General features: G+C 60.7%; 23 protein-coding genes, 2 tRNA genes and 1 pseudogene. 11 read left to right on the top strand and 15 right to left on the bottom strand.

Going from position 1 to position 24302, the window contains the following annotated elements; genetic code table 11:
* Nucleotides 1–460, top strand: a 460-nt coding sequence (gene pyrF / locus FZZ92_RS13050) for an orotidine-5'-phosphate decarboxylase (RefSeq protein ID WP_226423408.1), incomplete at its 5' end; no start/stop codon positions are given.
* The gene (locus FZZ92_RS13045) at nt 417–1022 is read left to right on the top strand and encodes a flagellar basal body rod protein (protein WP_226398016.1); all 606 of its coding nucleotides are present in this window, start codon (nt 417–419) and stop codon (nt 1020–1022) included. The genes pyrF and FZZ92_RS13045, both read left to right, overlap by 44 nt.
* Here FZZ92_RS13045 and FZZ92_RS13040 read toward each other — a convergent pair.
* From FZZ92_RS13040 to FZZ92_RS13015, 6 genes are all read right to left on the bottom strand, one after another.
* Nucleotides 1019–2440: an autotransporter domain-containing protein gene (locus FZZ92_RS13040; protein WP_226423407.1), complete on the bottom strand. Its 1422-nt coding sequence runs from the start codon at nt 2438–2440 to the stop codon at nt 1019–1021. The two genes, FZZ92_RS13045 and FZZ92_RS13040, sit on opposite strands and share 4 nt — an antisense overlap.
* Before the next feature lie 615 nt (nt 2441–3055).
* Nucleotides 3056–3658 (bottom strand): glycerol-3-phosphate 1-O-acyltransferase PlsY, encoded by a 603-nt coding sequence (gene plsY, locus FZZ92_RS13035; RefSeq protein ID WP_226398018.1) that lies wholly within the window; start codon nt 3656–3658, stop codon nt 3056–3058.
* Nucleotides 3655–4662, bottom strand: a complete 1008-nt coding sequence (locus tag FZZ92_RS13030) for a DUF3086 domain-containing protein (RefSeq protein WP_226423405.1) — start codon at nt 4660–4662, stop codon at nt 3655–3657. Before FZZ92_RS13030 ends, plsY begins: the two co-directional genes overlap by 4 nt.
* 107 nt (nt 4663–4769) lie before the next feature.
* Nucleotides 4770–5183 carry a DUF3119 family protein gene (locus tag FZZ92_RS13025; RefSeq protein ID WP_226423404.1) on the bottom strand — a complete coding sequence of 138 codons (414 nt, stop codon included), beginning with the start codon at nt 5181–5183 and terminating at the stop codon, nt 4770–4772.
* Nucleotides 5180–5929, bottom strand: coding sequence for an ABC transporter permease (locus FZZ92_RS13020; RefSeq protein ID WP_115093215.1), 750 nt, complete (start codon nt 5927–5929; stop codon nt 5180–5182). The genes FZZ92_RS13025 and FZZ92_RS13020 overlap by 4 nt, the downstream gene beginning before the upstream one ends.
* Nucleotides 5926–7254: an MFS transporter gene (locus tag FZZ92_RS13015; RefSeq protein WP_226398037.1), complete on the bottom strand. Its 1329-nt coding sequence runs from the start codon at nt 7252–7254 to the stop codon at nt 5926–5928. Before FZZ92_RS13015 ends, FZZ92_RS13020 begins: the two co-directional genes overlap by 4 nt.
* Nucleotides 7255–7384: 130 nt before the next feature.
* On the opposite strand from FZZ92_RS13015, the gene FZZ92_RS13010 reads away from it, so the two are divergent.
* Nucleotides 7385–7455: transfer RNA gene (locus FZZ92_RS13010), tRNA-Gly, on the top strand.
* Between the two features lie 4 nt (nt 7456–7459).
* Here FZZ92_RS13010 and FZZ92_RS13005 read toward each other — a convergent pair.
* The gene (locus FZZ92_RS13005) at nt 7460–9538 is read right to left on the bottom strand and encodes a glycogen-debranching protein (RefSeq protein WP_226398021.1); all 2079 of its coding nucleotides are present in this window, start codon (nt 9536–9538) and stop codon (nt 7460–7462) included.
* A 54-nt stretch (nt 9539–9592) separates the two neighbouring features.
* On the opposite strand from FZZ92_RS13005, the gene FZZ92_RS13000 reads away from it, so the two are divergent.
* The 5 genes from FZZ92_RS13000 to FZZ92_RS12980 all read left to right on the top strand — a co-directional run bounded on the left by FZZ92_RS13000 (nt 9593) and on the right by FZZ92_RS12980 (nt 12350).
* The gene (locus FZZ92_RS13000) at nt 9593–10252 is read left to right on the top strand and encodes an MBL fold metallo-hydrolase (protein ID WP_226423402.1); all 660 of its coding nucleotides are present in this window, start codon (nt 9593–9595) and stop codon (nt 10250–10252) included.
* Nucleotides 10253–10385: 133 nt separating this feature from the next.
* Nucleotides 10386–10661, top strand: coding sequence for an HU family DNA-binding protein (locus tag FZZ92_RS12995; protein WP_006850925.1), 276 nt, complete (start codon nt 10386–10388; stop codon nt 10659–10661).
* Nucleotides 10662–10711: 50 nt separating this feature from the next.
* A complete protein-coding gene (gluQRS, locus tag FZZ92_RS12990; RefSeq protein WP_226423401.1) occupies nt 10712–11593 on the top strand; it encodes a tRNA glutamyl-Q(34) synthetase GluQRS in 882 nt (293 codons plus the stop codon).
* Between the two features lie 99 nt (nt 11594–11692).
* Nucleotides 11693–11848 carry a hypothetical protein gene (locus tag FZZ92_RS12985; protein WP_170951104.1) on the top strand — a complete coding sequence of 52 codons (156 nt, stop codon included), beginning with the start codon at nt 11693–11695 and terminating at the stop codon, nt 11846–11848.
* Between the two features lie 229 nt (nt 11849–12077).
* Nucleotides 12078–12350: a hypothetical protein gene (locus FZZ92_RS12980; RefSeq protein WP_226398024.1), complete on the top strand. Its 273-nt coding sequence runs from the start codon at nt 12078–12080 to the stop codon at nt 12348–12350.
* Nucleotides 12351–12406: 56 nt separating this feature from the next.
* Here the strand turns inward: FZZ92_RS12980 and FZZ92_RS12975 are convergent, their stop codons facing one another.
* From FZZ92_RS12975 to FZZ92_RS12955, 5 genes are all read right to left on the bottom strand, one after another.
* Nucleotides 12407–13186 carry a prohibitin family protein gene (locus FZZ92_RS12975; RefSeq protein WP_115022265.1) on the bottom strand — a complete coding sequence of 260 codons (780 nt, stop codon included), beginning with the start codon at nt 13184–13186 and terminating at the stop codon, nt 12407–12409.
* A gap of 270 nt (nt 13187–13456) precedes the next feature.
* Nucleotides 13457–14185, bottom strand: coding sequence for a succinate dehydrogenase/fumarate reductase iron-sulfur subunit (locus tag FZZ92_RS12970; RefSeq protein ID WP_226398025.1), 729 nt, complete (start codon nt 14183–14185; stop codon nt 13457–13459).
* Nucleotides 14182–16101 (bottom strand): fumarate reductase/succinate dehydrogenase flavoprotein subunit, encoded by a 1920-nt coding sequence (locus FZZ92_RS12965; RefSeq protein ID WP_226423399.1) that lies wholly within the window; start codon nt 16099–16101, stop codon nt 14182–14184. The genes FZZ92_RS12970 and FZZ92_RS12965 overlap by 4 nt, the downstream gene beginning before the upstream one ends.
* The gene (locus tag FZZ92_RS12960) at nt 16098–16724 is read right to left on the bottom strand and encodes a succinate dehydrogenase cytochrome b subunit (RefSeq protein WP_226398027.1); all 627 of its coding nucleotides are present in this window, start codon (nt 16722–16724) and stop codon (nt 16098–16100) included. The genes FZZ92_RS12965 and FZZ92_RS12960 overlap by 4 nt, the downstream gene beginning before the upstream one ends.
* Nucleotides 16724–17650: a bestrophin family protein gene (locus FZZ92_RS12955; protein WP_226423398.1), complete on the bottom strand. Its 927-nt coding sequence runs from the start codon at nt 17648–17650 to the stop codon at nt 16724–16726. The genes FZZ92_RS12960 and FZZ92_RS12955 overlap by 1 nt, the downstream gene beginning before the upstream one ends.
* A 90-nt stretch (nt 17651–17740) precedes the next feature.
* Between FZZ92_RS12955 and FZZ92_RS12950 the strand changes: the two genes are divergently transcribed.
* Both FZZ92_RS12950 and FZZ92_RS12945 read left to right on the top strand, forming a co-directional pair.
* Nucleotides 17741–18814: a hypothetical protein gene (locus FZZ92_RS12950; RefSeq protein WP_226423397.1), complete on the top strand. Its 1074-nt coding sequence runs from the start codon at nt 17741–17743 to the stop codon at nt 18812–18814.
* Nucleotides 18748–19872: a hypothetical protein gene (locus FZZ92_RS12945; RefSeq protein WP_226423396.1), complete on the top strand. Its 1125-nt coding sequence runs from the start codon at nt 18748–18750 to the stop codon at nt 19870–19872. The genes FZZ92_RS12950 and FZZ92_RS12945 overlap by 67 nt, the downstream gene beginning before the upstream one ends.
* Nucleotides 19873–19986: 114 nt before the next feature.
* Here the strand turns inward: FZZ92_RS12945 and FZZ92_RS12940 are convergent.
* Nucleotides 19987–20059: transfer RNA gene (locus tag FZZ92_RS12940), tRNA-Thr, on the bottom strand.
* Between the two features lie 43 nt (nt 20060–20102).
* On the opposite strand from FZZ92_RS12940, the gene FZZ92_RS12935 reads away from it, so the two are divergent.
* Entirely contained in the window at nt 20103–20375 is a 273-nt protein-coding gene (locus FZZ92_RS12935; protein ID WP_226423395.1) for a DUF3493 domain-containing protein, read from the top strand.
* Between the two features lie 657 nt (nt 20376–21032).
* On the opposite strand, the pseudogene FZZ92_RS12930 reads toward FZZ92_RS12935, so the two are convergent.
* Together FZZ92_RS12930 and infB are read right to left on the bottom strand one after the other, a co-directional pair.
* Nucleotides 21033–21593: pseudogene (locus FZZ92_RS12930) on the bottom strand (low-complexity tail membrane protein); the annotation flags it as partial.
* Between the two features lie 14 nt (nt 21594–21607).
* On the bottom strand, nt 21608–24302 hold a 2695-nt coding region (gene infB, locus FZZ92_RS12925; protein WP_226423394.1), incomplete at its 5' end, for a translation initiation factor IF-2.

Below are 24302 nucleotides of genomic sequence, written 5' to 3'. Positions count from 1 at the left end.
GTTGATCACGGTGCATGCCTGTGCTGGCAGCGAAGCTCTCAAGGCGGCCCAGGCTGCGGCGGTGGAAGGAGCCCAAAGGGCTGGGCAACCCGTTCCAACGCTGCTGGCGGTGACGGTGCTCACCAGTTGGGAGGAGCAACGGTTGCAACGGGAACTCGCTATCGCCCAGGGCATTGCCGAACGGGTGCCGGCGTTGGCGCAGCTGTCGGCAACTGCCGGCATCGGCGGCTGCGTCTGTTCACCCTTGGAGGCCGCGGCGCTGCGGGCGCAGCATCCGGAACCGTTCGCGTTGGTCACCCCTGGAATTCGCCCCAAAGGCACCGCAGTCGGTGATCAAGCCCGGGTGATGGGGCCCGCCGAGGCGATTAAAGCCGGGGCCAGCCAATTGGTGATCGGCCGGCCGATCACCAAAGCCGATGACCCCAGCGCCGCGTTTGCGCAGTGTTGCGGGGCGCTTTGATCGCCCTTCTCTTGGTTACCAACAGGGCAACGACGTTGAGCGATCCATGCGTGGCTGGTTGCGGTTGCTGGCTTCTTTGCTGGCGCTCGGGCTGGGCGCACCACGGGCGAATGCCAATGAACCGGGGCTGACCCCACAGGAGGTGGTGCGGCGTTACAGCCGCACCGTGGCCTGCCAGATCCATGAGGGGGTGCCGGGGTATCGCCAGTACGTGACGGTCACCCTGGAGCCTGAGCTGCCCGATGGCATCTTTGGCGTCTGGCTGGTGGCCTGGACCGGTGATCTCGGTTGCATGGGGGGCAACGGCACCCAGGGGGTGCAGCTGGCTCTGGTGAAACAGAACGGTTTTTCGCGCCGGGTGGTGAGTCCTGTGGTGGTGGATGCCGCGCCGCTGCCCGGTCTGGTGATGAACGGTTTGCGTGACATGCAGTTCAGCGATGGAGTGCTGACGGTGCGAGGCACCACGGGACGTGAAGCCTTCGGCACCTTTCAGGAGCTAACGCGGCGCTACCGCTATCACGGAGGGTGGGACCGTACCAAGCGGTTCGAGCGCTTGCCTTAGAACTTGAAACTCAGGCCGCCCTGCGCCTGCCAGCTGGTGCCGCGGTCGCCACCCCAGACCAACGCACCACCGCGGGCATAGACGCCCACGGATGTGACATTGAAATTGTAGGAGGTGTAGTCGAGTCCAAGTTCGATCAGGGCGGCGTGGTCGTCGCCGCCGTTCATGTCCCAGCGTTTGGTCTTGCCGGATTCGCGGTAGGTCACCTTTTGATCACCGCCGCTGATGCCCCAGTCAGCGGCCCAGCCCACGCGTAACGACGGTAGAAACACCGAGCGTTCGCCATCTCGGATTGGACGAGCAAATTTCAGTGAGATCTCACTGCCCACCTGGTCCACTTCCATCGCGTGGTATTTGAGCCGATCCTCGCGATCGGCACCGTGTTCGCTGAATCTGTCGAGGCTGGTGTTGGTGTAGCTGACCTGGGCCTGCGGCTCGATCAACCAGTAACCGCTCTCGATGGGGGCAGCCACGCTGACGACGCCGGTCCAGGAATTGCCGCTGCGATTGCCCTTGGCGGTTTCGCCGTGGGTGGAGCGGCGGTGCTCACCGTCGTAGCCACCGGCGCTGATCATGCCCCGCAGCACAAAGGTTTTGCTCCAGTACTCGGCGTAGGCTCCGCCTCCCCAGCCATCGGCATCCCAGCTGCCGCGTCCACCATCACGGCCATTCATTACCGCGTAGGTGCCGAACAGGCCGATCCGGGTTTCATCGCTTAAGGGGATGTCGACACCGAGTTGGGCGCCACCGTTGTCGAAGTCGGCGTAGCGATTGCCCGTGGTGCCGTTGCTGCTAACACCGCCGAAACCGCGCACCCAGGCATTCACGGCGGGCTTGTTCACCTCATTGGTGAATAGCAGGCCATGGGGATTGATGATTTCGCGATAGCGAATGCCTTCTACGTCGATGAAGATGGTGTCGTCGTCGGCATCAAAGACAACAGCATCGGCCTGTGCCTGGAGTGTTCGTTCCAGATAGGCCTCCGCAACAGCGGGATCGAGTGAATCGCTCTTCATCCAGAGCGGACGGATCGGTTCGGCTGGTTCCGCGGTTGGTTCCAGCGCTGGTTCAGGCCCTTGCGCAGGAGTGGGTTCGGGTGCTGCTTCCTCCGCGAATTGCCGGTAGGGGGGAGCTGGCGGGAACTGGGTGCAGGGCCCAAAGCACTGGGGAATGATCACCGCAGGGCGCTGTTTTCTGCTGCTCTTGGATGTCTTGGAGTCGTCAGGTACCTCGTCGTCATCAGGATCTTCAGGGTCTTCCGGCTCTTCCTCAGGCAGACACACCTCGCCACCGAGAGGATCAATCGTGCAGCTCTGGGCATAGACATCAACCGGCTGCAGTAGCTCCGCCATCAGGAGCCCAAGGCTGCCTAGCAGTAAGGCTTGGAGAATGTGTTGGGCGCGACGGTTAGTCGCCATGCTTTGGATGACATCGAGGGAATTATTCTGATGTGGTTTGCATCAATTGGCGACCTCTAAAACATCGTTTTGTCGTGATTCAATTTGGTGATAAGAACGAATCCCAGACTTGCTTTGTGGAGATGTAATAGTGACGTCTAGCTCAATCGTCAATCATTGAAAGATAGATCCTGTTCGATTTGGACCATCCCCTGCTAGTTGTCTGTAGGGGTGAAACATGTCTCTGACATTTTTCCGTTGGCAGGGGTGAACAAAGGTCTGCATCGCTAGAGATCAAAAGTGTCTGCCCCTTCAGTGTTGTGATGTTGTCTGCGACGACCTTCGTATTCATGCGCAATAACGGGGGTAGGCAGGAGTGGTTTCAGGTGCAAAGAAAGCTCAATGAGACTTTGGATGAAATCGCTGCACAGGCAACGAATGCAGAGCATCAGCTGCAGGTGAGTGTGGTGGGTATGGGGGACGGCAGCGATGCTGATTTGCCCGCGATCTACGCCGATCTTTTGGTGAGCGCACCTTTGACCCCAGCGAAGGCGGCTGGGAATACGACTACTTCACCAGTTACGCCCTGCCGGACTTCGTCAGCTGAGCGGTTTGGATAACAAGAGCCAGTGGTGATCAGCCCTTACCTTTCTGCCCGATTTTGGGTTCAGTGCCCGCCAGCAGTCGCTCGATGTTGCTGCGATGGCGCCAGAGCACCATCAGGCTGGCCACAAGCGACACCACCACGTAGGCGCTGCTGCCGCCGGAGAGCGCCATCAGTACCGGCAATCCGATGGCGGCTACCACGCTGGAGAGCGACACGATCCGGAAGATCGAGATCAGGGCCATGAACAGGCCAAAGCAGGCCAGTCCCACGGGCCAGGCCAGGCCGAGAAACATGCCGAACCCGGTGGCCACCGCCTTGCCGCCCTTCCAACCCAGCCACGCCGGCCAGATGTGCCCCGCCAACGCGGCTAGGCCTGCCAGCACCTGCACCCAGTCGTTAAGTCCAACGCTTTTGGCCAGCAGCACCGCTAGGGCGCCCTTGCCCACATCCAGCAAGAACACCACCAGAGCAGGGCCTTTGCCCACATTGCGCAGCACGTTAGTGGCGCCGGTGCTGCCGGAGCCGCAGTCGCGCAGGTCGATGCCTTTGAGCCAGCGGCCGGCGAGGTATCCACTGGGGGTGGCTCCCAGCAGGTAGCCGATGGCCAGGAGCAGCAGAGCAGTGAGGATCACAGCAGATCGTCGTCGTCGAGGCGTTCACCCGGTCCGGCCGCGAAGGCCAACCAGAGGGGGAACTGAAGCACAGGGATGTCGACGCTGCGCTCAGCGGCATCGATCAGGATCAACGGCACTTCGCCCCGCTCCTCCAGTCGGTCGGCCCGTTCCACCAGGGCTTCGGGGCGTTCGAACAGCACGATGCCACTGCTGGGGCCGAAGTCTTCCCGGCCCAGGCCGAGGGCATCTTGCAGGCCTCGCCGCCATTCGCCGAGACGTTCGGGGCCGCCGGCCAGCACCAGGCACTGGAACTGATCGCCGTAGAGCTCGCCGATCACCGCGATCAGGGCGGCACTCACCAGGATGTTGCGGGGCCGGGTGCCGCGGCTGGGCTGGGCGCCGCGTCCGCCTTGATTGAAAAACCAGTCTTCAAGTAGGGCCGTGTCGCGGGCGTCGATGCTGCGCCGCAGCGTCCAGGGATCGGCGTAGACGTCGGGCTGTTTGAGGAACCGCTCCAGGGTCTGGCGGATCAGCTCTTCGTCGGGTCGGAAGGTGTCCGCCACCGCCGGAGGCGGTGTGCTTTCACCGCTGCTATCTGGAGCCGCAGCGCTGTCTGCGGTCTGATCCAGGGGCGATGGCTTCACCACCATCGGCTGCACCACCAGCTCAAGGTTTTCGACGCTCTGCACCAGATCCTGCAGGGCGCCGCCCAGGTACTCCTGGAAGCCCTTCACGCGCCGGGCGATGGCGTCGGATTGGCCGGCGAAGTTGGCCTTGAGCTCGGTTTCGAGCTGCTCTTTACGGCTGGTCAGGGCGGTGATTTCCGTCTCCAGCGCATCGCGGCGGATTTGCAGGTCCTTGAGAGCTAACTCCATTACGGGGTTGGTCTCCGCCGCGTCTGGCTCGCAGCTGGTTGCGCTGGTGGTGTCACCTGTTGATTCCGTAGAGGCTTGCTCCGTTTCAGGCGCCTGGCTGGTCAGGTCGGTGTCGTCGGGCATTGCGTCAGCTGCCGTGCTCTCCATCCCTCTATTCCAGCCGAAGGGGCCGCAGAAAAAAAGTCGGCATCACAATTGTGCTGTTGGTGCACGATATTGATTCGATTCATTCACTATTTCGACGCGAAATCGTGTTATGGCTGGGTCGTGTTCGTGTCGTCCTTGGGTGCTTCCAGGGATCCGACCCGCAGTTCCAGCTGGTCTCGCAGCTCCTTGGGGCTGAACAGGATCGGCAGAAAGTGAATGCTCTGGGTTTCGCGGAAATAGAACAGGCCCGGCAGCCAGGGTGCGAACAGCCGCCAACTGAGCCATTGGTCGTAAGGAAAGCGGCGCAGCTCGCGGCCGTTCTGCCAAACGATCAAAGCCTCCTCTTTGAATTCCAGACGCAGGCTGGCGCTCTGGATCAGTAGAAACAGTCCGAACAGCGACACCACCAGGGTGGGCCAGGGGGTTAGCGGTAACGGCAGCAGTGCCAGTCCGAGGCCCACCACCAGCAGCGGCAGCCGCACGTCCGGCTTGAGGGTGACGGGGGTGGGGGTTGAACTCATGTTCCGAATAGCACCTGGGTAAGAACGACATCCATCAGGGCCACCAGGATCAGAATCATTACCACCGCGCCGGTGGTGCTGGTGCCCACTTCCTTGGGGCCGCCGCGGGTGGTCAGGCCCCAGCCGCAGGCCACCGTCGCGATGATCAGCCCGAAAACCAAAGCCTTCACCAGCATGAATGGCAGGTCAAGGGGGTCCATCCAGGTGCGCACCGACGTCCAGAACACCGCCGGCGGGATGTTGTAGAGGGCCGTGCTGGTGAGTTGGCCCGACCACACCGCGACGAGGAAGAAGAAGAAGCACTGCACCGGTGCCATCACCACCATGGCGATCATTCGGGGCACCACCAGGTACTCCACCGGATCAGTGCGCAGCATCGTGATGGCGTCGATCTGTTCCGTCACCTTCATGGTGCCCAGCTGGGCGGCGTAGGCAGTAGCCACCTTCCCGGCCAGCAGGCATGAGGTGAGCAGGGGAGCGATTTCCCGGGCCAGGCCGATCGCGAGGATGCCGCCCACCGTCGATCCCGCTCCCTGGCGGGTTAGTTCGGCGGCGACCTGAATGTTGAACACCGAGCCTGCAGCTACGGAGATGATCAGCACGATCAGCACGCTGCCTGGGCCGGCCTCCAAAAGTTGATCGAACAGCTCCCCTCGATCGATGCGTCCGCGCAGGGTGGCTGCCACGGCCTGCCCCCCGATCAGCAGGCTGGATCCCAGGCGTTTGATCGAACGGGGCGTCTTCATCCGGCGGCCTTCTGTAGATGGGCTCCACGGTCAGGCCAGCCTCGCATCACTGCAAGGCCGCAGAACACAAGGATGGCTGGAAGCAGGCCCATGCACATGCGGATCGCCAGCAGGGCTGAAAACGGTTGTTCGATAAAACTCAGGGCTCCACTGCAGTCGCCCCCTTTGGCGGAGATGTAACCCGTGAGCGAGAGCAGGCTGCCGAACACCGACATGGTTAAGCCGATGATCAGCTTTTGGCCGAACACCATCCAGGCGGTGTAAAGCCCGGCGGGTTTGCTCGGGTCGGCGTCGATGGCATCGGGAAGCAGCGACCAGGGGATCAGATAGGCGGTGGCGGCCCCCACGCCCACGAGGGAAATCAGGCCGACCAGCGGCAGCAGTTGCAGCAGGCCGGGATCCGCCGGCAGGGGTGGGAACACCATCGACAGCAGGCAGGCCGTGATCCAAAGCCATGCGCCCCAGCGCAGGGCGGCCACCCTGCCGTTGCGGTTGCTGAGGGTGCTCCAGAGCTGAAGGCCTAGCAGGGCGGCGATCTGGAAGGGCAGCAGGATCCAGGTGGACTGGCTGGCGGGCACATGCACCACTTGCACCAGCCAGATCAGGGCAACCACCTGCATCAGTTGCAGGCCGAACCAGAGCAGGACGTACAGCCCCAGCACTTGGCGGAAACGGGGGTTGGCCAGCACCCGTTTCAGTTGCTGCATCGGTGCTTCGCTGGTGGCTACGGGGCGCTGGGCCCGTTTGGCGTAAGGGGCGAGTCCCCAGCAGCAGAGCAGCGTGGCGATGGCGGCGATGCTGCCCGTGATGCGGCCCATCGCCAGGTAGCCCCCGCCTCCATCGGTCAACACCACCGATGCCACGACGAGTCCACTCAGGCCAGCCAGGATCGATCCGGTGAATCGCGCCGCATTGAGGCGGGTGCGAATGGCGGTGTCCGGCGTTAGTTCGGTGCTGAGCGCGGCGTAGGGGAGGTTGACGCTCGTATAGGCGGTCATTAAGAGGATCGCCATTACCGCGTAGTAGCCCGTGCGTTGCCAGGTATCCCCGGGGGGGACCCACCACATCGCTGCCAGGCTGATGCCCAGCGGTAGGGCTGCGGTCAGCATCCAGGGCAGTCGCGGCCCCCAGCGGCTACGGGTGTGATCGCTCAGCCAGCCGATCATCGGGTCATTCAGTGCGTCCCAGACTTTGCTCACCGTGAGCAGGGAGCCGGCGATGTAAGCCGGTAGGCCTGCGGCGCAGATGAAAAAGGGGAAGAGATAGAAGCCCAGCTGGGTTGCGGCAAGTCCAGTACCGGCATCGCCCAGGCCGTAGGCGAGCATCAGCCTGCGGCGAGACCCCTGCAGGGATGCGTCGGTCGGTGTCACTCGGAGGCTTCGGGCAGGCGAATTGCCATAATGAATGCGTACTCACGACACCACCAGCCCTGCGGCACTGGTTCGTTTGTACTGTGCGGGTGTTGTGTAATGGTAAGACCTCAGCCTTCCAAGCTGATGACACGGGTTCGATTCCCGTCACCCGCTCTGTTCACAACCGAAGGTCGGTTGTCTCCTCATCGGCGAGCAGCAGCACGAAGCTTCTGCTCTGCACCGGAATCTCTACACCGCTGAAGCTGGCCGGTTCTGCCGGAAAATCTTTGGGACTTGGTAGCGATGTGTCGATCACCCGCTTCCAAGGGGAGGCCGGAATCGGCAACTCAAAACTGAGACTTTCCTTGTAGGCGTTGAAGCCCATCCATAGAAGTGCGCCGCGGCTGCCGCTGTGGAGGCTGGTGGCCGTGGTGCGGCTCCAGGCCGCCCAGTCGGGTTTGGCCAGGCTTACTCCGTGCCATTGACGCCAGAGATCGCTCTGTTGTTGAGCTGATTTGCGGTTGCTCTCCCGCGGCGGCACCAGAGGGTTAAACAGCTGCGGCAGGGCCTGGCGCAGGCGCAGTAGGCGCTGCAGAAACTGCTTGAGTTCCAGGTCGCAGTGGTCTTCATCCCAGACCATCCAGCCAAGCGGGCTGTTCTGGCACCAGCTGTTGTTGTTGCCCCCCTGGCTGCGGCCCACTTCATCGCCCATCAGCAGCATCGGCACGCCACGGGCCAACAGCAGTGAGCTGAGCAGGTTGCGTTGCTGACGCCGACGCAGGGTTTGCACCAGAGGATTGCTGCTGGGGCCTTCAATGCCATGGTTCCAGCTGTTGTTGTGGTTATCGCCGTCGCGATTGTCTTCGCCGTTGGCCAGGTTGTGTTTGCGGTTGTAGCTCACCAGATCCGCAAGGGTGAAGCCGTCATGGGCGGTGATGAAGTTCACCGAACGCCCCAGGGCGACCGGTTTGCCGTCATAGAGATCAGGGCTGCCCTTGAACCGCTGGGCCAGGGTCCAGGTGCTGTGCTCGTCTCCTTTCCAGAAGCGCCGCACCCCGTCGCGGAAATGGCCGTTCCAGGTGCCGATCCGCTCGGCGGGAAAGTCTTCTAGCCGATACAGGCCGCCGCAATCCCACGGTTCACTCACCAGCTTGAGATCGCTTAGATGCGGATCGGCCTCCATTGCCGCGAACAGGGGTGGTTCGTCCAGGGGGTTGAGTTGATCGCCGCGGCTCATGGCGATGCCCAGGTCGAAGCGGAAGCCATCCACCCCCAGCTCCAGGGCCCAGCAGCGCATCGAATCGAGGATCAGCTGGGTGCTGATTGGTGCATTGGCGGCGATCGAGTTGCCGCAGCCGCTCACGTCCTGGTAGTCGCCGTCTTCGTTTTGGTGGTAGTAGACGTTGTCCGCACAGCCGCGCCAGCTCAGGGTGGGGCCATGGCGGTTGCCCTCTGTGGTGTGGTTGTAAACCACATCCAGCAGCACCTCGACGCCGGCGTCATGGCAGGCGGCCACCAGTTGGCGCACTTCATGACGGGCCTGGAGCGGATCGCCACTGCTGCAGTAGCCGTGGTGCGGTGTGAACCAACTCAAGGGGCTGTAGCCCCACACGTTGTCGCGCCCGGGGGGAGCATCTGCAGGGTCGAAGCAGAACACCGGCAGCAGCTCAACCGCCGTGATGCCTAGCTCCGTGAGGTAGGGCAGCTTTTCGATCAGTCCGAGGTAGGTGCCACGGTGTTCAACGGCGACCCCTGCATCCTCCCGGCGGGTGAAGCCGCCCACATGTAGCTCATAGATCACCGTGCGTTGCCAGTTGTGGCGCGGTCGGGGATGGGCCTGAAAATCGAACAAATCCCGTTCGCAGACCACCCCCTTAAGGCAGGCATGGGCGTTGGGCGAGGGGCCGGTGGCCAGCACCCGGTCGTAGACATCCCAGCCGCTGATGGCGCGCGCGGCGGGGTCTAACAGCACCTTGGAGGGGCGGAAGCCGTGCTCCCCGGCCGCCAGAGGCCCAAAGACGCGGTAGCCGTAACAGCAGCCCTCGCCGAGACCTTCCACCTCCACATGCCAGTAGTCGCCGGAGCGGTGACGTCGACTATCCAGTTCGATCACCCGCTTCGGACTGCGGTCATTGCCGTTGCCGTAAAGCAGCAATTCGATGCGGTCGGCTCCGGGGGCCGCCAACACGAAGTTCACCCCCCTGGTGGTAATGCTGCTGCCAAGGGGCCAGGGAGAACCGGTGTGAATGCCACTCAAGGCTGCTGGGGCATCTCGACTTCAAACTAGTGGTTTGGTCCGTTGTGTGAAGCGATGGCGATGACCACCACACTTGAGGCCGGTCGGCCGCCGCAGCAGCTGCGCGACAACCTCTGGTTGTTTCCGCCCAACCGCGACAGTCAGGGCGGCAGCGCCTGGTGGCTGGATCTGGATCCCGAGCCGGTATTGGTGGACTGTCCGCCCTTGACGGAGGCCAGTCTCACCGCCCTTCGTCAGCTGGCGGGAACGCGCATCCCGAGGATTTTGCTGACCAGTCGTGAAGGGCATGGGCGCCTGCGTCGCCTCCAGGAGCGTTTGGGATGGCCGGTTCTGGTGCAGGAACAGGAGGCTTATCTATTGCCCAATGTTCAGCCATTGGAGACCTTCGTTGAGCAGCACACCACCGCCAGTGGTTTGCGGCTGTTGTGGACGCCGGGGCCGACACCCGGAAGCTGTGTGGTGTTCGCGCCCGCACCAAATGAGCTGTTGTTCTGCGGGCGTTTGCTGACGCCATGGGCTCCAGGGCAGCTCGCACCCATGCGCCATGCCCGGACCTTTCACTGGTCCAGACAGCTCAACAGTCTGGCAAAACTCAGGGGTTGGATTCCTCCAGATGCCAGTCCCCATCTGTTGTCTGGGGCTGCACTCGGTGCCCTGCGTGGGGAGCGTCTTGTGCCCTTTCGTGGGTGGAGTGATGTTGCGCAGAACTGCTAAAGCATTGCGGCACAGGACTTTTCGCTTGCAGCAACCGGTTGCTCTCCATACGATTGGGCCGCTTGGGGAAGGCAGCGGCGAGACCACTACGCCGTTTTTGAGCCGTCTCCCGCCCCCCGACTCTCTCTAACCAATGAACAAAGCTGATCTGGTGAATCTGGTGGCTGCTCGCACCGAGCTCACCAAGACCGACGTCTCCATGGTTGTCGACGCCGCCATCGACACGATCATCGACTCTGTGGTTGAAGGCAAAAAAGTTTCCATCCTGGGTTTCGGCTCATTTGAGCCTCGTGAGCGTTCTGCTCGTCAGGGTCTGAACCCCAAGACCGGAGAGAAGATCGCGATTCCTGCGAAGCGTGTTCCCGCCTTCACAGCCGGCAAAATGTTCAAAGATCGCGTTCAGGGCTGATTCACGGCTCACCTTCGTTCTCCAGGCGGCCCGATGGGTCGCCTTTTTTGATGTCTGTTCCGGAGCATCTGCAGCAGCATCTGGAGGCGGGCCGAGCCCTGTGCGCTGGTGGTGGCTATCGGGGACGTTTTGCCCCGTCGCCCACAGGAGTTCTCCATCTCGGCAATCTGCAGACGGCCCTGCTGTCGTGGTTGGCGGCACGTCAGGCCGGTGGTGCTTGGTTGCTGCGCATTGATGACCTCGACACGCCGCGCAATCGCGCCGGTGCAATTGAGTCGATCCAGAGGGATTTGAACTGGCTGGGCCTGTCTTGGGATGGCCCCCCTGTGCTGCAGAGCGAACGGCGTGGCATTTATCACTCCTGGTTGTCGTGGTTGCGCCGTTCCGGTCGTCTTTTCGCCTGTCGCTGTTCCCGGCGGGAGCTGGCCGATCAACCGATCTATCCCGGGATCTGCCGGCAGGCTGAGCACGCCTGGGGCTGGCAGCAGCAGCGGCTCCCCAGTTGGCGCTTGCGGGTCGCAGATGATGACCCCCACGGCAGTGGTGATGTGGTGCTGCGCCGGGCCGACGGGTTCATCGCATATCAGCTCGCCACCGTGATCGACGAACTCAGTTTTGGCATCACCGATGTGGTGCGTGGTGCCGATCTACGGGAAGCGTTGCCGGCCCAGCGCAGCTTGTTTGATGCCTTGGGTCAACACCCGCCCCTGTTTCGGCATGGCTCGCTGCTGCGCGATGCCCAGGGACAAAAACTCTCCAAGCGAGTCGCTAGTTCAGGCTTGGCATCGCTCCGTGCCGCGGGGATGGATGCGGCCATGGTTGTCGGACGCTTGGCCTCGGGCCTCCAGCTGGTGGACCCCGATGCGCGGCTCAGCGCAACAGAGTTGCTCGAAGACTTGACCCATCAGCAGATCAATGCAGTGATTTCTTAAGGATCACTTCGGGATCAGCCGAGGGATTTCGCCTCAAACTGACTACATCGTCTGATCCTTGGGATCATGTGCACTTGCACAGTTTGTGGGGGCAGTGGAATGCAGCGTGTTTCGGGTGATCGCTTCCGAACCTGCATTGTCTGTCTTGGAACTGGTCAGCTCAGTTCAGCCGTGCAATCCGCACCGTTGAACCACCAGCCGATCAACGCCCCTGGCCTGGCCAAACTCAGTTGTCCGACCCGGCCGATGGCCTGAGCTTCGGTGGGCTGAATCTCAGCTCAGGGGAGCTTTTTGGTTGTTCTGGATCACGAAATAGGTCACCGTCGCCACCACGATCAATAGAGGCACCGCAGTGAACAGCAGCAGAGCGAGGGCAGTCCAGTCTGTGTACACGGCGTTCTGATCGATGTTGCGGCATCATCTCAGTAAATCGTCCCTCTGAGCCCTGCTCACGCGCTCCGTCACAGTCCTGCTGGCTCTCGGCATGCTGATCCCGGCGGCCCAGGCTTCGTCTCTGGCCGCCTTTCAGGCACGGGCACAGCGCTGCCTTGAAGCGGGTCACCACCAGCTCTGTCAACAGGCTCTGCTTGAGGCGGAGGCCCTTCAGCGACGGGCATCGGCTCGCAGTGCGTACCCCTGTCAGACGCTGCTGCTGGGCGTCCAGGCCGATTTGATCATGCAGCAACTGAAGGCTGGCCGCGGTGCTCAGGCCGTTGTGGATCTGCAGGCTGCAACCCGCGGTTGCTCTGGCCTCTGAAGAGGGAGTCTGGTCGCCGATGTGTTTCTCCCACGTCCGGCCATTGACCAACCCGGTCATTGACCAACAATGACTGGTGTTGTGCTTCCCCCGCGGATGGGCGGTACCACCTTGGTTTTGCCGTCCCACTTATCGAGAAAGAGCTTGTAGAGGACGCTGTCATTAAGCGACTTGGTCAATGTTTGAAACTTAAGGGCTTCTTGCTCTGCAATTTGAACCTCTGTTTTTGCGCGTAGAAGCTGCTGTTGAGCAATTTGTTTTTGTTCGATTGCTGCTCTGTATTCTTCGGCGATCTTGAGGCCAGTGATATCGAGGCCCTTCACGGCCACATAGTCGAATTTGCTCAGTTCGTTTGAGACGCTTTCTTGCACAAGGGTGGAGATGTTGTTCCAGTCAGTTGCGATGGTGTCGAGTTCATACTTCGAGAACACCGACTTCAGAGACTTCAGCAGTGATGGCTGAATCACCCTTGCATAGATTGCAGAATCGTCGGTGGCAATGGTGCTGTAAATCCTTGGCGCCTCCCCAGGTTTGACGGCGTATTTCACCGTTGCTGTTGCTTCGATTACCTGTAAATCCTTGGTGAGTGTCGAAAATTTTTCGGGAATGACCTGTGTTCTTACGCTGAAGTTATGGGTCGATTGGATGAAAGGTAGTTTTAAATTCAAGCCTGGTTCTCGAGGGGTATCGGAGACTTTTCCCAGGGTTGTGACAACGCCAACTTCGCCAGCGGGAACAACGAAAACAGTCGATAAGAGGGCGATGCCACCAATGAAGACCGTCGTGATGCCGACCACTGTTTTTGTGATCTGCTCTGGTTGGCCCTTGGATTGCATGATGATGGCGTGAATCGATAATTAAAATATTAGTGATCCCTTGTTGGTTGTGATGAAAAAATATTCTGGGGATTTCTGGGTTGGGTCTGCTGCAATTTTTGTTGCTTCGTTGATGAGCAGTGTGGTCAGTTCTGTTGTTTGGTGTAGGCCTGGATCGTTTGTGCTCCTGAAGATCAGTGGGGAAGGCCCCTCATCAACCAGGACTCCATCACAAAGAACAGAAGGAAGAATCCAACAATGCCTGCAACGAGGAGCTTGCCGTTCATTGAATTAGCTCCGTGCTTCTCTGTGCATCCAGCTGATCCAGTCAGCAGAAATGTCCTGTGGGCAGACCGCTTCGCATTCCAGGTTGCTGCTGCAGCTTCCGAAGCCCTCTGCCTCCATCTGGCGCTGCATGGCATCGGCGCGTCGGGCCCGTTCCGGTTGTCCCTGTGGCAGCTGACCCAAATGCGCCAGTTTGGCGGCCACGAACAGGCTGGCTGAGGCATTGCGGCAGCTGGCGACGCAGGCGCCACAACCGATGCAGGTCGCTGTGCTGAAGGCGCTAGTGGCTTGCTCTCGCCCCACCGGCAAGGCGTTGCCATCCGGGGCCTGACCAGTGCCTATGGAGCAGTAGCCCCCGGCGGCGATGAGGCGGTCGAAGGCGGAGCGGTCCACCATGAGGTCCTGGATTGGAGGGAAGGCTCGTGCGCTCCAGGGCTCCAGGGTTAGCACCGTGCCATCGCTGAACTCCCGCAGGTAGAGCTGGCACACAGATGTGGCGGTCCGAGGTCCATGGGCCTGGCCATTCACGAGGAAGCCGCAGCTGCCGCAGATCCCTTCGCGGCAGTCGTGCTCGAAGCTCACGGGCCGTTCTCCGGAGCTGATCAGTTGTTCATTGAGCTGATCAAGTGCTTCAAGCAGGGAGAGGTCGGGGGAGACGTTCTCCAGCAGATAGCTCTGATGTGTCCCGGGTTGATCGGCGCTGCTCTGGCGCCAGATGCGCAGGGTGAGTTTCATTTGTAGCTCCGGGTGCTGGGTTGCAGCGTGGTGAACTGCAGCGGTTCGCTGTGGCGGATCGGATCGCCGCCGCTGTTGTGCTCCCAGGCCGCGATGTGGGCGAAGTTGACGTCGTCACGCCGGGCTTCGCCGTCTTCACTCTGGTGTTCCTCGCGGAAGTGGGCGCCGCACGACTCCTCTCGGGCTAGGGCATCCCGCAGCATCAATTGGGCAAGCCCGAAGAAGTCTTTAACCCGCAGAGCTTTCTCCAGCTCGGCATTGGGACCGCTGGCGTGGCCGGGCACCCGCACTTCAGTGTCGAAGCGCTGTTCAAGGGATCGCACCTGCTGCAGCCCCTCCTGAAGACCATTTGCATGGCGGCTGATGCCGCAGCGGTCGATCATCACGCTTCCCAGCTCGCGATGGAAGCTGTCCACCGGGGTGTTGCCCTTGTTGTTGAGCAATTGGCTGATCCGGGTGCGGGTGCTCTCCAGGGCCTCGCGGCAGGCCGGGTGGTCGGTGGAGACATCCTCGGCCGGTGTGCTCGCCAGCCAGGCCGTGACCGTGGACGGCGCGATGAAGTAGCCATCGGCAAGCCCTTGCATCAAGGCGCTGGCCCCGAGTCGGTTGGCGCCATGCTCGGAGTAGTTCGCTTCCCCGAGCACAAAGAGGCCTGGGACCGAACTCATCAGGTGGTAGTCGACCCAGAGGCCGCCCATTGTGTAGTGGGGGGCGGGATAGATCCGCATCGGCTTGCTGTAGGGGTCGTCGCCGCTGATCCGCTCGTACATTGTCATCAAGTTGCCGTAGCGCGCAGCAATGGCGTCGCGACCTTCGGCTTTGATGGCATCGGTGAGGTCGAGGTAGACCGATCGCCCCCCCGGGCCGACGCCCCGCCCGGCGTTGCAAAGCTCCCTGGCTCGCCTGGAGGCGACGTCCCGCGGCGTCATGTTGCCGTAGGTGGGATAAAGCCTCTCCAAGAAGTAGTCGCGCTCCTCTTCAGGAATCGCATCGGGAGATCGTGTCTCGTCCGGGTTTTTGGGCAGCCAGACCCGCCCGTCGTTGCGCAGGCTTTCGCTCATCAGTGTCAGCTTGCTCTGGAAGACATCGCCACTAGGAATGCAGGTGGGATGAATCTGGGTGAAGCAGGGATTGGCGAACAGGGCCCCTTTGCAGTGGGCTCGCCAGATCGCACTGGTGTTGGACTTGAGCGCATTGGTGGAGAGGAAGTAGACGTTGCTGTAGCCACCGGTGCAGAGCAGGACAGTACGGGCGGTGTGCACCTCCAGCTCACCGCTCAGCAGATGGCGCGCCACCACACCGCGTGCGACCCCATCCACGGTGATTAGCTCGAGCACATCCCGACGGGTGAGCAGTTGCACGCGACCCAGCTCCACCTGGCGCATCAAGGCCTGGTAGGCGCCGTAGAGCAATTGCTGGCCGGTCTGACCACGGGCATAGAAGGTGCGGCTCACTAGAGCACCGCCGAAACTGCGGGTGGCCAGGCTGCCGCCGTATTCGCGCGCGAACGGCACCCCCTGGGCTACGCATTGGTCGATGATGCCGCTGCTGATTTCCGCCAGCCGCTGGCAGCCTGATTCGCGGGCGCGGAAGTCGCCCCCCTTGAGGGTGTCGGCGAACAGGCGACTGATGCTGTCTCCATCGACCGCAACGGAACGCGCGGCATTAATGCCGCCTTGAGCCGCCACCGAATGGGCACGGCGTGGGCTGTCATGGAAGCTGAGCACCGTGACCCGGTAGCCCTGCTGCGCCAAGGTTGCCGCCGCTGAAGCGCCTGCCAGGCCGGTCCCCACCACGAGTACATCCAGCTGCCCTTTGCGTAAGGGGCTGATCAGCGGCAGTCCCTCCCGAGTCCTTCGCCAGGCATCAGCGAGCGGACCGGAGGGAATCCTGGGGTCAGGCCAACCACTGCTCATGCCAATCCTCCGAGGGCCAGTCCCAGGCTGATCAGCAGGAAGCCTCCTCCGATGACAGACGCCAGCAGGCGCCCCCCCCAGCGGATGCTGGGGCCATTAACCGGGGTCAGCAGCCCCAGGTTGCGGTGTGCTGCCTCAGCACCGTGCAGAAGGTGCAGCCCGATGGCCAAGCTGCCGGCGGCATAAACAATCAGGCTGATCGGTTGCTGCAGCACCTGCAGCAATGCCTCTCTCTCCAATCCGTCTGCAGGACGGGGCCAACGCAATTGCTGCAGGTGCAGGGTTAGGAATCCCAGCGTGATGATTCCTGCAGCGACTTTGCTGCGGCTGGCGAGAGCCGCGAGCGGTCGACCACGACGGCTGCGCAGTGCAGCTGTATTTTCAGCGCGACGATTTTGCAGCGTTTTGGCGACGGTGAAGACCAGATGAATGGTTGCGGTGGTGGCCAAGCTGGCTTCCAGCAGAGGGAGCCACGGCTGGTGATGCAGGGTCGTGGCATACAGCTCGAACTTCAGCGGTGCGATCAGCGCTGGCAGCAAACCGGCCAGATGAACGACCAGAAACAGCACCAGCAGCAACCCACTCAGGGCTGATCCGATACGCATCGGGGTGGGGTCCTGCATCAGTCCCAAAACACAGGATTCCGGCTGGGACGATACCTGCCGTAGTCGAGTTCACTAGGTATCAAGTCTTCACTGGTACCCACACAGATCGTATTCAGCGGCATCGAAAAGCTGCTGCCGTCTTGATCGAAAGGCCCTTCCACATAGGCGCCAATCCGCTCAGCTATCAAGAAGCCGAAAAAGAGCAGGATTCCGGTAATCGGTGAACCTTGGCTTTCAAATGAGAGCAGCAGCTGCGTTCCGAACACCCAATTGATCACAGGAACGAAGAGGTCGTAAGGCGGCGGAATCGGAGTGTTGCGGATCCGTTCGAGACCACCAACGGCATCGGTCATGGCATCACTGATCTCCAGCAAATGGATGCGACCCCGCTCGCTAATCCACTGCTCCTCAGCCAGCTGCTGAATGGCCATCGCCCGTTGAGCCGACAGGCTGCGAACTGTGCTGTTGACGGGGAGAGCGAGCTGATGCAGCAGCTGTTGGCGCATCAACTGGAGATCAGGGTGCCAGAAGTTGCGCAATTCAAAGTTCAGTTGCCAGGCAATGGCGACCTGAAGCTGCACCAAGTGCTTTGTTCGTGCACTTTGCCATTGCTGCCTACTTAGCAATCCGCGTAGGCCGTCGGCCCAACAGCGGCTTTTGTTCACAACGGATCCCCACAGTGTTCGCGCCTCCCACCAACTGCTGATGGCTTGGGTGTTGCGGAAACCGATGAAGATCGACATGGCGATGCCCAGAACAGCCACGGCCTTCGTACTCAGCAACCAATCTTTGAGGTGAATGTCGAGCGGGATCAGCACAGCACTCATCAGCACCAGCATCCCTAGATCGAATTTCGCCCGTTTCACGAGTTGGAACGCCACCCGCCAGTAGTCGCGTTGGTTGGTAGCGGCCGGGTCCCCGTAGCTGCCTGTTTTGAAGGCCACGCCTCTTGAGGGAAGGATCACAGAACGTGCACGGCGCTGGTTTTCAAGTATTGCTCTTGTCATCGTGCGAGGAGTTCTTGGTAGCCGGACGTGCGCGTCTCGTCCCGTCGCATGCGCTGGCTGATCCCGTTGGTGGCAACAGTGCTTGTTCTCAGCTTGTTGTTGCACCCCTTGCTGCACAAGGCCCCATCTCTGCCTGCAAACACATCCCCTCCGGCGTTTGACTGGGACAGGCTTGCTCAAACTCTGATTGATGTGCCTGAGGATCAGAGTGGGTCCCCAGGAATCTTGCAAGTTGGCGCTTATGTCACGAACCTGAGTGATCTTGATCTACTTGAAAATCGCTTTTCAGTACAACTTTTTTTGTGGTCGATTTGGTCGGGTCCTGCGGATCAGAATCCCAGTGATGACCTCACCGTCCTGAATGGCATTCATGACGGTGATGTGCAGCGCTTTGAACGGGTGCGTCGAGAGTCTCGTGCCGATGGTCGTGTCTGGAGCCTCTACCGCATTCGTACGCAGGCGGTCCAACGCTGGCAGCTGAGTCGCTATCCCTTTGATAGCCAGCACTTGAAGGTTGAGGTTGGCTTCCTCGATCCGTTGAACCCGACTGCTTTGGAGGTGGTGCCATCCAATGGCTTCTCTTTGAGCCCAGGATTAATTCTGCCCGGTTGGTTGTTGCATGATTCAGAAGCCTTCCCTTCTCAAGTGTCACTGATGAGTGACCTGGGCTCAGGGATCGAGTCTGGATTGTCGTTGATTCGTCAGCACACGGTTGTATTTCAGATGCATTTGGAACGGGTGAGTTTGCTGTGGTTCACCCCTGATTTTCTTGGATACATTCTTGCAGTTGGCCTGTGCTGCATGGCGCTGCTGATTAGCCGCAGTCGTGATGATCTGATCCTTGCTGCGGTTGTTTCTGCAGGTGGTAATTATGTTTTTATTGCCGGGAAGCTTCCCGTGACAGCTATGAGTGGATTTATCGGCAATCTTCAGATCATTATTTTTCTCGGTATTCTTTATGTGGTAGGTGCGGATGAGGTTATTGATAATCATCTGGCTGAGTATTCGAAGCGTGTATCTGGGATTCTGCGGCGTTGTCTATTGCCAAGTTATTTGGCTTTCACCTTGTTTGGTGTTTACTTGATTATTCCCTCGAGCTGATGTCCACGCCTCGCTTTGGTTCGCAAACAGCTGCTTCGGTTGTTATGAGTCTGCTGGTAGTGGTGGCAGCCTTCCTCGCGATCCGCCCAAGATTTTCGGAAGGCCAGCTCGATCTCGACAATAAGCATTTATTAACGCCAGTGGAAGTGCAGTCCCTCCCTGATGGTGTGCTCCCGGTAGTGCTTGGTCGTGATCTCGGTGATACGGAACGGGAGTTCAAAACGCAGCTGTTGCGCTTGATTATGGAGCGCAGTGGAGTTGATTTTGCCTTTGGTCTAACTGCTGAAGATCTGTCGCAGGATGCAGCCATTGATGCCTTGGCATCAGGCCAGCTGGTGGGAGGCAAAAACCCCCATGCCATCACGATCGGTGCCTACGGTGCAGGTCGATCATTGAACGCGCGTTTGCGGGTCATTCCGATTCCCATTACTGGCGGTGTCTTGGGGCTTCGTGTTGGTTGGACCCACGACAAGCGCTTGCCAAGGTTGGCATCTGTCGACAACTTGAAGGAATTACGTGCTCTGACTCTGCTGCAGGGGAGTGGTTGGAGCGAGCTGGATATTTTTGATGCGGCTGGGTTGCGAACATTTGAAACATCTGGGGATAATTTATTTCGACTCGTTGATCAGCAGAGGGTTGATCTGCTGTTGCGTGGGGTGGCAGAAATTGAGGGTGAACAGGAAGTCGTTAATCGCTTTTCCGATGGAGTGGTTCTTGATCCTCATGTTCTTGTGGCCTATCCATTTGCGGGTTTCTTTTATGTCAGCCCCGACAACATGGAGCTGGCTGATGCTGTGACAGCGGGTTTTGAGGAGATTATTCGTGATGGCTCCTATCAGCAGTTGCTCGAGTCTCAGGTTTATACATCTTGGTTGCGTGATCGCCTGAAGCTGAATCAAAGACAGGTGATTTTTATTCCCAATCCAGAAGCGCGTGGTGTTCTCGATGTTGTTGATCCTCAGCATTGGATTGTTCCCTGGGGATTGCTGGCAGACGGAACCATCCAGACGGGTGAGCAGCTATGTGCCATTCCTGGCCTTGCTGCACTTTGTCGTTAGTGCGTGAAATTAGGCGTTCTGATGTGTTGTGACCAGATCGTTCGACTTAAATGCTAAGAGCGTTACCAACAAACACCGTGAACCAGTGCTGAAAGCACTTTGAACATGATGTGAAGCCGATGACCTGACTTGAACAGGCGACCCACGCTTTACGAAAGCGTTGCTCTACCGGCTGAGCTACATCGGCGTCACAAGCAATTTAACATTTGCTCTGAATCCAACGGGGACGTTTGTCCGATAATCAGCGCTCCAAATCCAGCCTGGATCCCGCGTTGCGGGAGCGATTGCTCAAAGAGTCACAGACTCCCTGGCGGGGGCTCCGACGACTGCTCTGGTTCGCTCTCTTTGCCTCCGCTGGGCTCGGCCTGTTCACCATGGCCTTCCGTGCTTCCGCTGGCGACAGTGTCGACTTGGCTGATTTCGGGATTCAGGGCGGTGCTCTCTTCCTCTTCTCCGGGCTGCTCTGGTTCGACCGGGACAGGAGCGGAAGCAGTGACGACTGATTCAGGCGAAGCCGATGGCTTGGCGTTTTCAGCAGCATCGACTTCAGCCTCAACGGCATCTTCAGCACTGTCGACATCCAGTTCTGACTCGGTGCTGACCTCCTTGGCTTCGTTGTTCAGCACCAGCTCTTCAGGCTCAATGTCAGCAGATTCCACAGACATCTTCGCGGTGTTGTCTTTGCTCTCTTGTTCGGTGCTCTTGTTTTCAGCGCCGTCATCCGTGTCCGGCTCCGCGGGTGCCGCGTCGATGGTTTCGTCGGGAATCTTGGTTTTTGGTTGATCGATTTCCGTTTCAGATGCGTCGATGTCTCGGTTGACGCCATCACTGGCTGATGCGTCGACGTCCGCCACCTCAACGGCTTGATCCGTGTCGTTGGCTTCGGTTTCAAAAGAGACCTCAGGCATCCCCCGGTTGATGTCTGTGCTGTCTTGAACGGTGGTCTCATTTTCAGTGCCGTCATCCGTCTCCGGCTCCGCGGGTTTCGCGTCGATGGTTTCGTCGGGAATCTCGTTGTTGGACGGATCGGTTTCGCTTTTGTCCTGGTCTTGGCTGTCTTCAGCAACGGCTGGCGCGTCGACGTCCGCCTCCTCAACGATGCCTTCAGTGCTTGGGTCTGCCTGAGCCTCCGGCCAGTCCAGGGCGGGGAGGTTGAGCAGCTGCAGGCCAAGGCTGGTGCGTTGCGTTGCAACAGCTTCAGCCCGGAAGGTTGAATCAGCAGCCGCAATTGTTGTTGCCGAACCAACCAAGACCGCTGCGGCTTGAACCAACTGCTGCAACTGCCAGACGATCAGCGCCAGCAGCGGACTGACAAGCAACAGGCTGACGAGGCGGGACTGGCCCGAAACCGGAGAAAATTCATTCACCAGCACTGCTGAATCATCGAGCCACCAGAGGGTGGGCAGCAGGATGACCGCCGCAGCTACTACAGCAATGCGGCTGCTGAGACCGCTTTGCGATGCACTGATGCGGAGTTGATCGCTGCTGCGGCTGGCCAGCGGCTGACGCACCAGCAGCAGTGATCCCCAGTCGGCGGGGCGCCGCCATAACGCCACAGTCGGAGCCAGCACCCCGACGCCCCAGATCAGAAATCGCTCCACACCAGGCACAGGTCCCGGATCCGCGCCGGCTAGAACCAGGCGGATCACCAGCAGTTCCAGTGGGATGGCTCCAAGAGCCAGGCACTGAAGCCAGAGCAGTGGCTCGCTGCGGGGCTGCACGATCGCTTGCGGGGTCAGGTGGTGAGTTTGCGACGTTGGGTGACCATCTTGAAGGCTTCAATGCGATCGCCTTCTTCCCAATTGGCGAACCGATCGGTGCCGACACCGCATTCGAAGCCTGTGGCCACTTCCTTGACGTCGTCCTTGTTGCGTCGCAGGGAGTCGAGGTCGCCCTCGTAGACCACCTGTTTCCCGCGATGGACCCGCACCCGGCAGTTGCGATGCAGCTTGCCAGTGTTGACATAACAACCGGCAACGGCACTTTTGCCGATGGTGAACACAGCGCGCACCTCGGCTTCGCCCAGGGCTTCTTCCACCAGCTCCGGCTCCAGTAGACCTTCCATTGCCATCTGGATGTCCTCCAGAAGCTTGTAGATCACGTCGTAATCGCGGACGTCCACCCCGGTGGCATCTGCGGCCTTCTTGGCTCCGGAGGCCATGGAGGTGTTGAAGCCCACGATCACAGCGCCGGATGCGGCGGCCAGATCCACGTCGGTTTCTGTGATCTCACCGGGTGCGGACAGGAGCACACGCACCTGAACCTCATCTTTGGGCAGCTGTTCGAGCGATCCGAGGATGGCTTCCACAGAGCCCTGAACATCTGCCTTGAGAATCAGGTTGAGTTCCTTGAGCTCGCCGTCATTCGCTTGACCGGACATGGCCGTGAGCGAGACCCGTCGCGATGCCATCTGTTGGGCGAGACGTGTGGCACGGGCATCGGAGGCACGATCGCCCACAACAGCCCGGGCCGACTTCTCGTCGGGGTACACCTCAAACTCATCACCGGCTGTGGGGACCTCGCTGAAGCCCAGGGCCTCGACGGCGAAGGAGGGACCGGCCGACTTCAGCCGTTGCCGGTTGTCGTCCACCATGGCGCGCACCTTGCCAAGCACCGGACCAGCGGCGACCACGTCGCCGGTCTTGAGGGTGCCGTTCTGCACCAGCAGCGTGGCCACGGGGCCTTTCGCTTTGTCGAGGTGTGCCTCGATCACGGTGCCGCGGGCCAGACGATCTGGATTGGCCTGCAGGTCTTCCACTTCGGTGACCAGCAGCAGCATCTCCAGCAGTTTGTCGATGTTCTCGCCCTTGATGGCGCTCACCGGCACCATCACCACATCGCCGCCCCAGTCTTCCGCCAGCAGGTTTTGTTCGGACAGCTCCTGTTTGACCCGCTCGGGAGATGAACCCTCTTTGTCGATTTTGTTGATCGCCACCACGATCGGCACTTCAGCAGCCCGTGCATGGCTGATGGCTTCAAGGGTTTGAGGGCGGACGCCGTCATCAGCAGCCACCACCAGCACAGCCACATCCGTCACCTTGGTGCCGCGAGCCCGCATGGCGGTGAACGCTGCGTGGCCCGGGGTGTCAAGGAAGGTAAGTTTTCGCGGCTCGTTGTTGTGCTCAACCTCAACCTGATAAGCACCGATGTGCTGGGTGATGCCTCCGGCCTCTCCCGCAGCGACGCGGGCCTGACGGATGGCATCCAGCAGGCTGGTTTTGCCGTGGTCGACATGGCCCATGACGGTAACCACGGGAGGACGTCGGATCAGATGAGCCTTGTCGGCTTCCTCGATCATTTCGACGGTCTTCTTCGCAGCCTCCTCAACGTCGTCCTGGAGCACCGGCACACCGAATTCTTCGGCCACGGCCTCGATCGTCGGCATATCCAGGGTCTGGGTGACCGTGGCGATGACCCCCTTGAAGAACAGGGATTTGATGATCTCCGAGCTTTCGACGCTCAGCATGTCGGCCAGTTCCTGCACCGTGAGGTTGTCCTCCGGCACCACGATCATTTCGGGCCGCACCTGCTTGGCTTCCCGGGCTGCCCGCAGCTCCATGGCACGCCGACGCTGGCGCTGACGGGCGGTTTCCTTCTTGCGCTTGCGCATCGCCGCCACCGGCTTGGGTGCCGTGCGCTGCTGCAATTTGGGTTTTGAGGGACGAGCCAGGCTCGCCGAGAGAACCATGTTCTCCTGTTCCCCGGCGAAGCCGCCGGTCTGTGCCGCTAGCGAATCATCGTTTTCTCCGATGATGTGGACCTTCTGGCGCTGCTTCTGCGGCGAGCGGCTGCGCAGGGCTTCCAGCTTGGCGCTGTCATCCCAATCCGGCCGACCGGGACGTCGCTGGCCACCAGGACCGCCAGGACGGAAGCTCGGACGACGTGGTGCCGATGGAGCGGTCGGACGTGCCACGGGGGGTGTGGCTGTCCCTGCACCGGCTTTGGTCGGTGCGTCGGGACGGCGGGGGGCCGGTGCCGTCGGTCGGCCGACCGGCTTCTGCAGCTGCATGAGCTCACCGGGAGCCACCGGTTTGCGCATTCCAGCGGGCATTCCTGGACGTCCAGGAGCTCCTGGACGGGTGGGAGCACCCGGACGTCCGCTGCCGGTCGTGCTGCCGTCGCGACGAATCGGTTTCCCAACCAGTTCCAGGGTGTTGCCACTGCGTGGGGGCATCCCTGGTCGACTTTGTCGGGTGGGGGTTCCCGGTCTGCTCGGTCCCCCCTGGCGTTGGGGAACGCCGGTGCCAGCAGGGCGACGCGGCACGGGTTTACCCACCAGTTCGGGCTTGGGGGTGGGGCGTGATGGGGCTCCGGGCTTGCTGGGGGCTCCAGCACGGGTTGGTGCACCCGGTCGTGTCGGGGCTCCTGCGCGGATGATCTGTGGTTTTTGCTGGCCCTGGCCTGGGGTGGGGCGCGCGGGACTTCCAGCC

It is taken from the genome of Synechococcus sp. MU1611, from assembly GCF_020514255.1.
GTDB lineage: Bacteria > Cyanobacteriota > Cyanobacteriia > PCC-6307 > Cyanobiaceae > Parasynechococcus.
The sequence above is the reverse complement of the archived record's forward strand: the minus strand, read 5'-3'. Positions and strand labels throughout refer to the sequence as shown.

Excerpts from the sequence above, each read along its gene's own strand:
- FZZ92_RS13030 (WP_226423405.1), bottom strand. The coding sequence starts at position 4,662 with ATGGAGAGCACGGCAGCTGACGCAATGCCCGACGACACCGACCTGACC.
- FZZ92_RS13000 (WP_226423402.1), top strand. The coding sequence starts at position 9,593 with ATGGCGATGACCACCACACTTGAGGCCGGTCGGCCGCCGCAGCAGCTG.
- FZZ92_RS12985 (WP_170951104.1), top strand. The coding sequence starts at position 11,693 with ATGCAGCGTGTTTCGGGTGATCGCTTCCGAACCTGCATTGTCTGTCTT.
- FZZ92_RS12960 (WP_226398027.1), bottom strand. The coding sequence starts at position 16,724 with ATGCAGGACCCCACCCCGATGCGTATCGGATCAGCCCTGAGTGGGTTG.
- FZZ92_RS13015 (WP_226398037.1), bottom strand. The coding sequence starts at position 7,254 with ATGCTCGCCTACGGCCTGGGCGATGCCGGTACTGGACTTGCCGCAACC.
- gluQRS (WP_226423401.1), top strand. The coding sequence starts at position 10,712 with ATGTCTGTTCCGGAGCATCTGCAGCAGCATCTGGAGGCGGGCCGAGCC.
- FZZ92_RS12970 (WP_226398025.1), bottom strand. The coding sequence starts at position 14,185 with ATGAAACTCACCCTGCGCATCTGGCGCCAGAGCAGCGCCGATCAACCC.
- FZZ92_RS13045 (WP_226398016.1), top strand. The coding sequence starts at position 417 with ATGACCCCAGCGCCGCGTTTGCGCAGTGTTGCGGGGCGCTTTGATCGC.
- FZZ92_RS12980 (WP_226398024.1), top strand. The coding sequence starts at position 12,078 with ATGCTGATCCCGGCGGCCCAGGCTTCGTCTCTGGCCGCCTTTCAGGCA.
- FZZ92_RS12975 (WP_115022265.1), bottom strand. The coding sequence starts at position 13,186 with ATGCAATCCAAGGGCCAACCAGAGCAGATCACAAAAACAGTGGTCGGC.
- FZZ92_RS13040 (WP_226423407.1), bottom strand. The coding sequence starts at position 2,440 with ATGGCGACTAACCGTCGCGCCCAACACATTCTCCAAGCCTTACTGCTA.
- FZZ92_RS13025 (WP_226423404.1), bottom strand. The coding sequence starts at position 5,183 with ATGAGTTCAACCCCCACCCCCGTCACCCTCAAGCCGGACGTGCGGCTG.
- FZZ92_RS12995 (WP_006850925.1), top strand. The coding sequence starts at position 10,386 with ATGAACAAAGCTGATCTGGTGAATCTGGTGGCTGCTCGCACCGAGCTC.
- FZZ92_RS13020 (WP_115093215.1), bottom strand. The coding sequence starts at position 5,929 with ATGAAGACGCCCCGTTCGATCAAACGCCTGGGATCCAGCCTGCTGATC.
- FZZ92_RS12965 (WP_226423399.1), bottom strand. The coding sequence starts at position 16,101 with ATGAGCAGTGGTTGGCCTGACCCCAGGATTCCCTCCGGTCCGCTCGCT.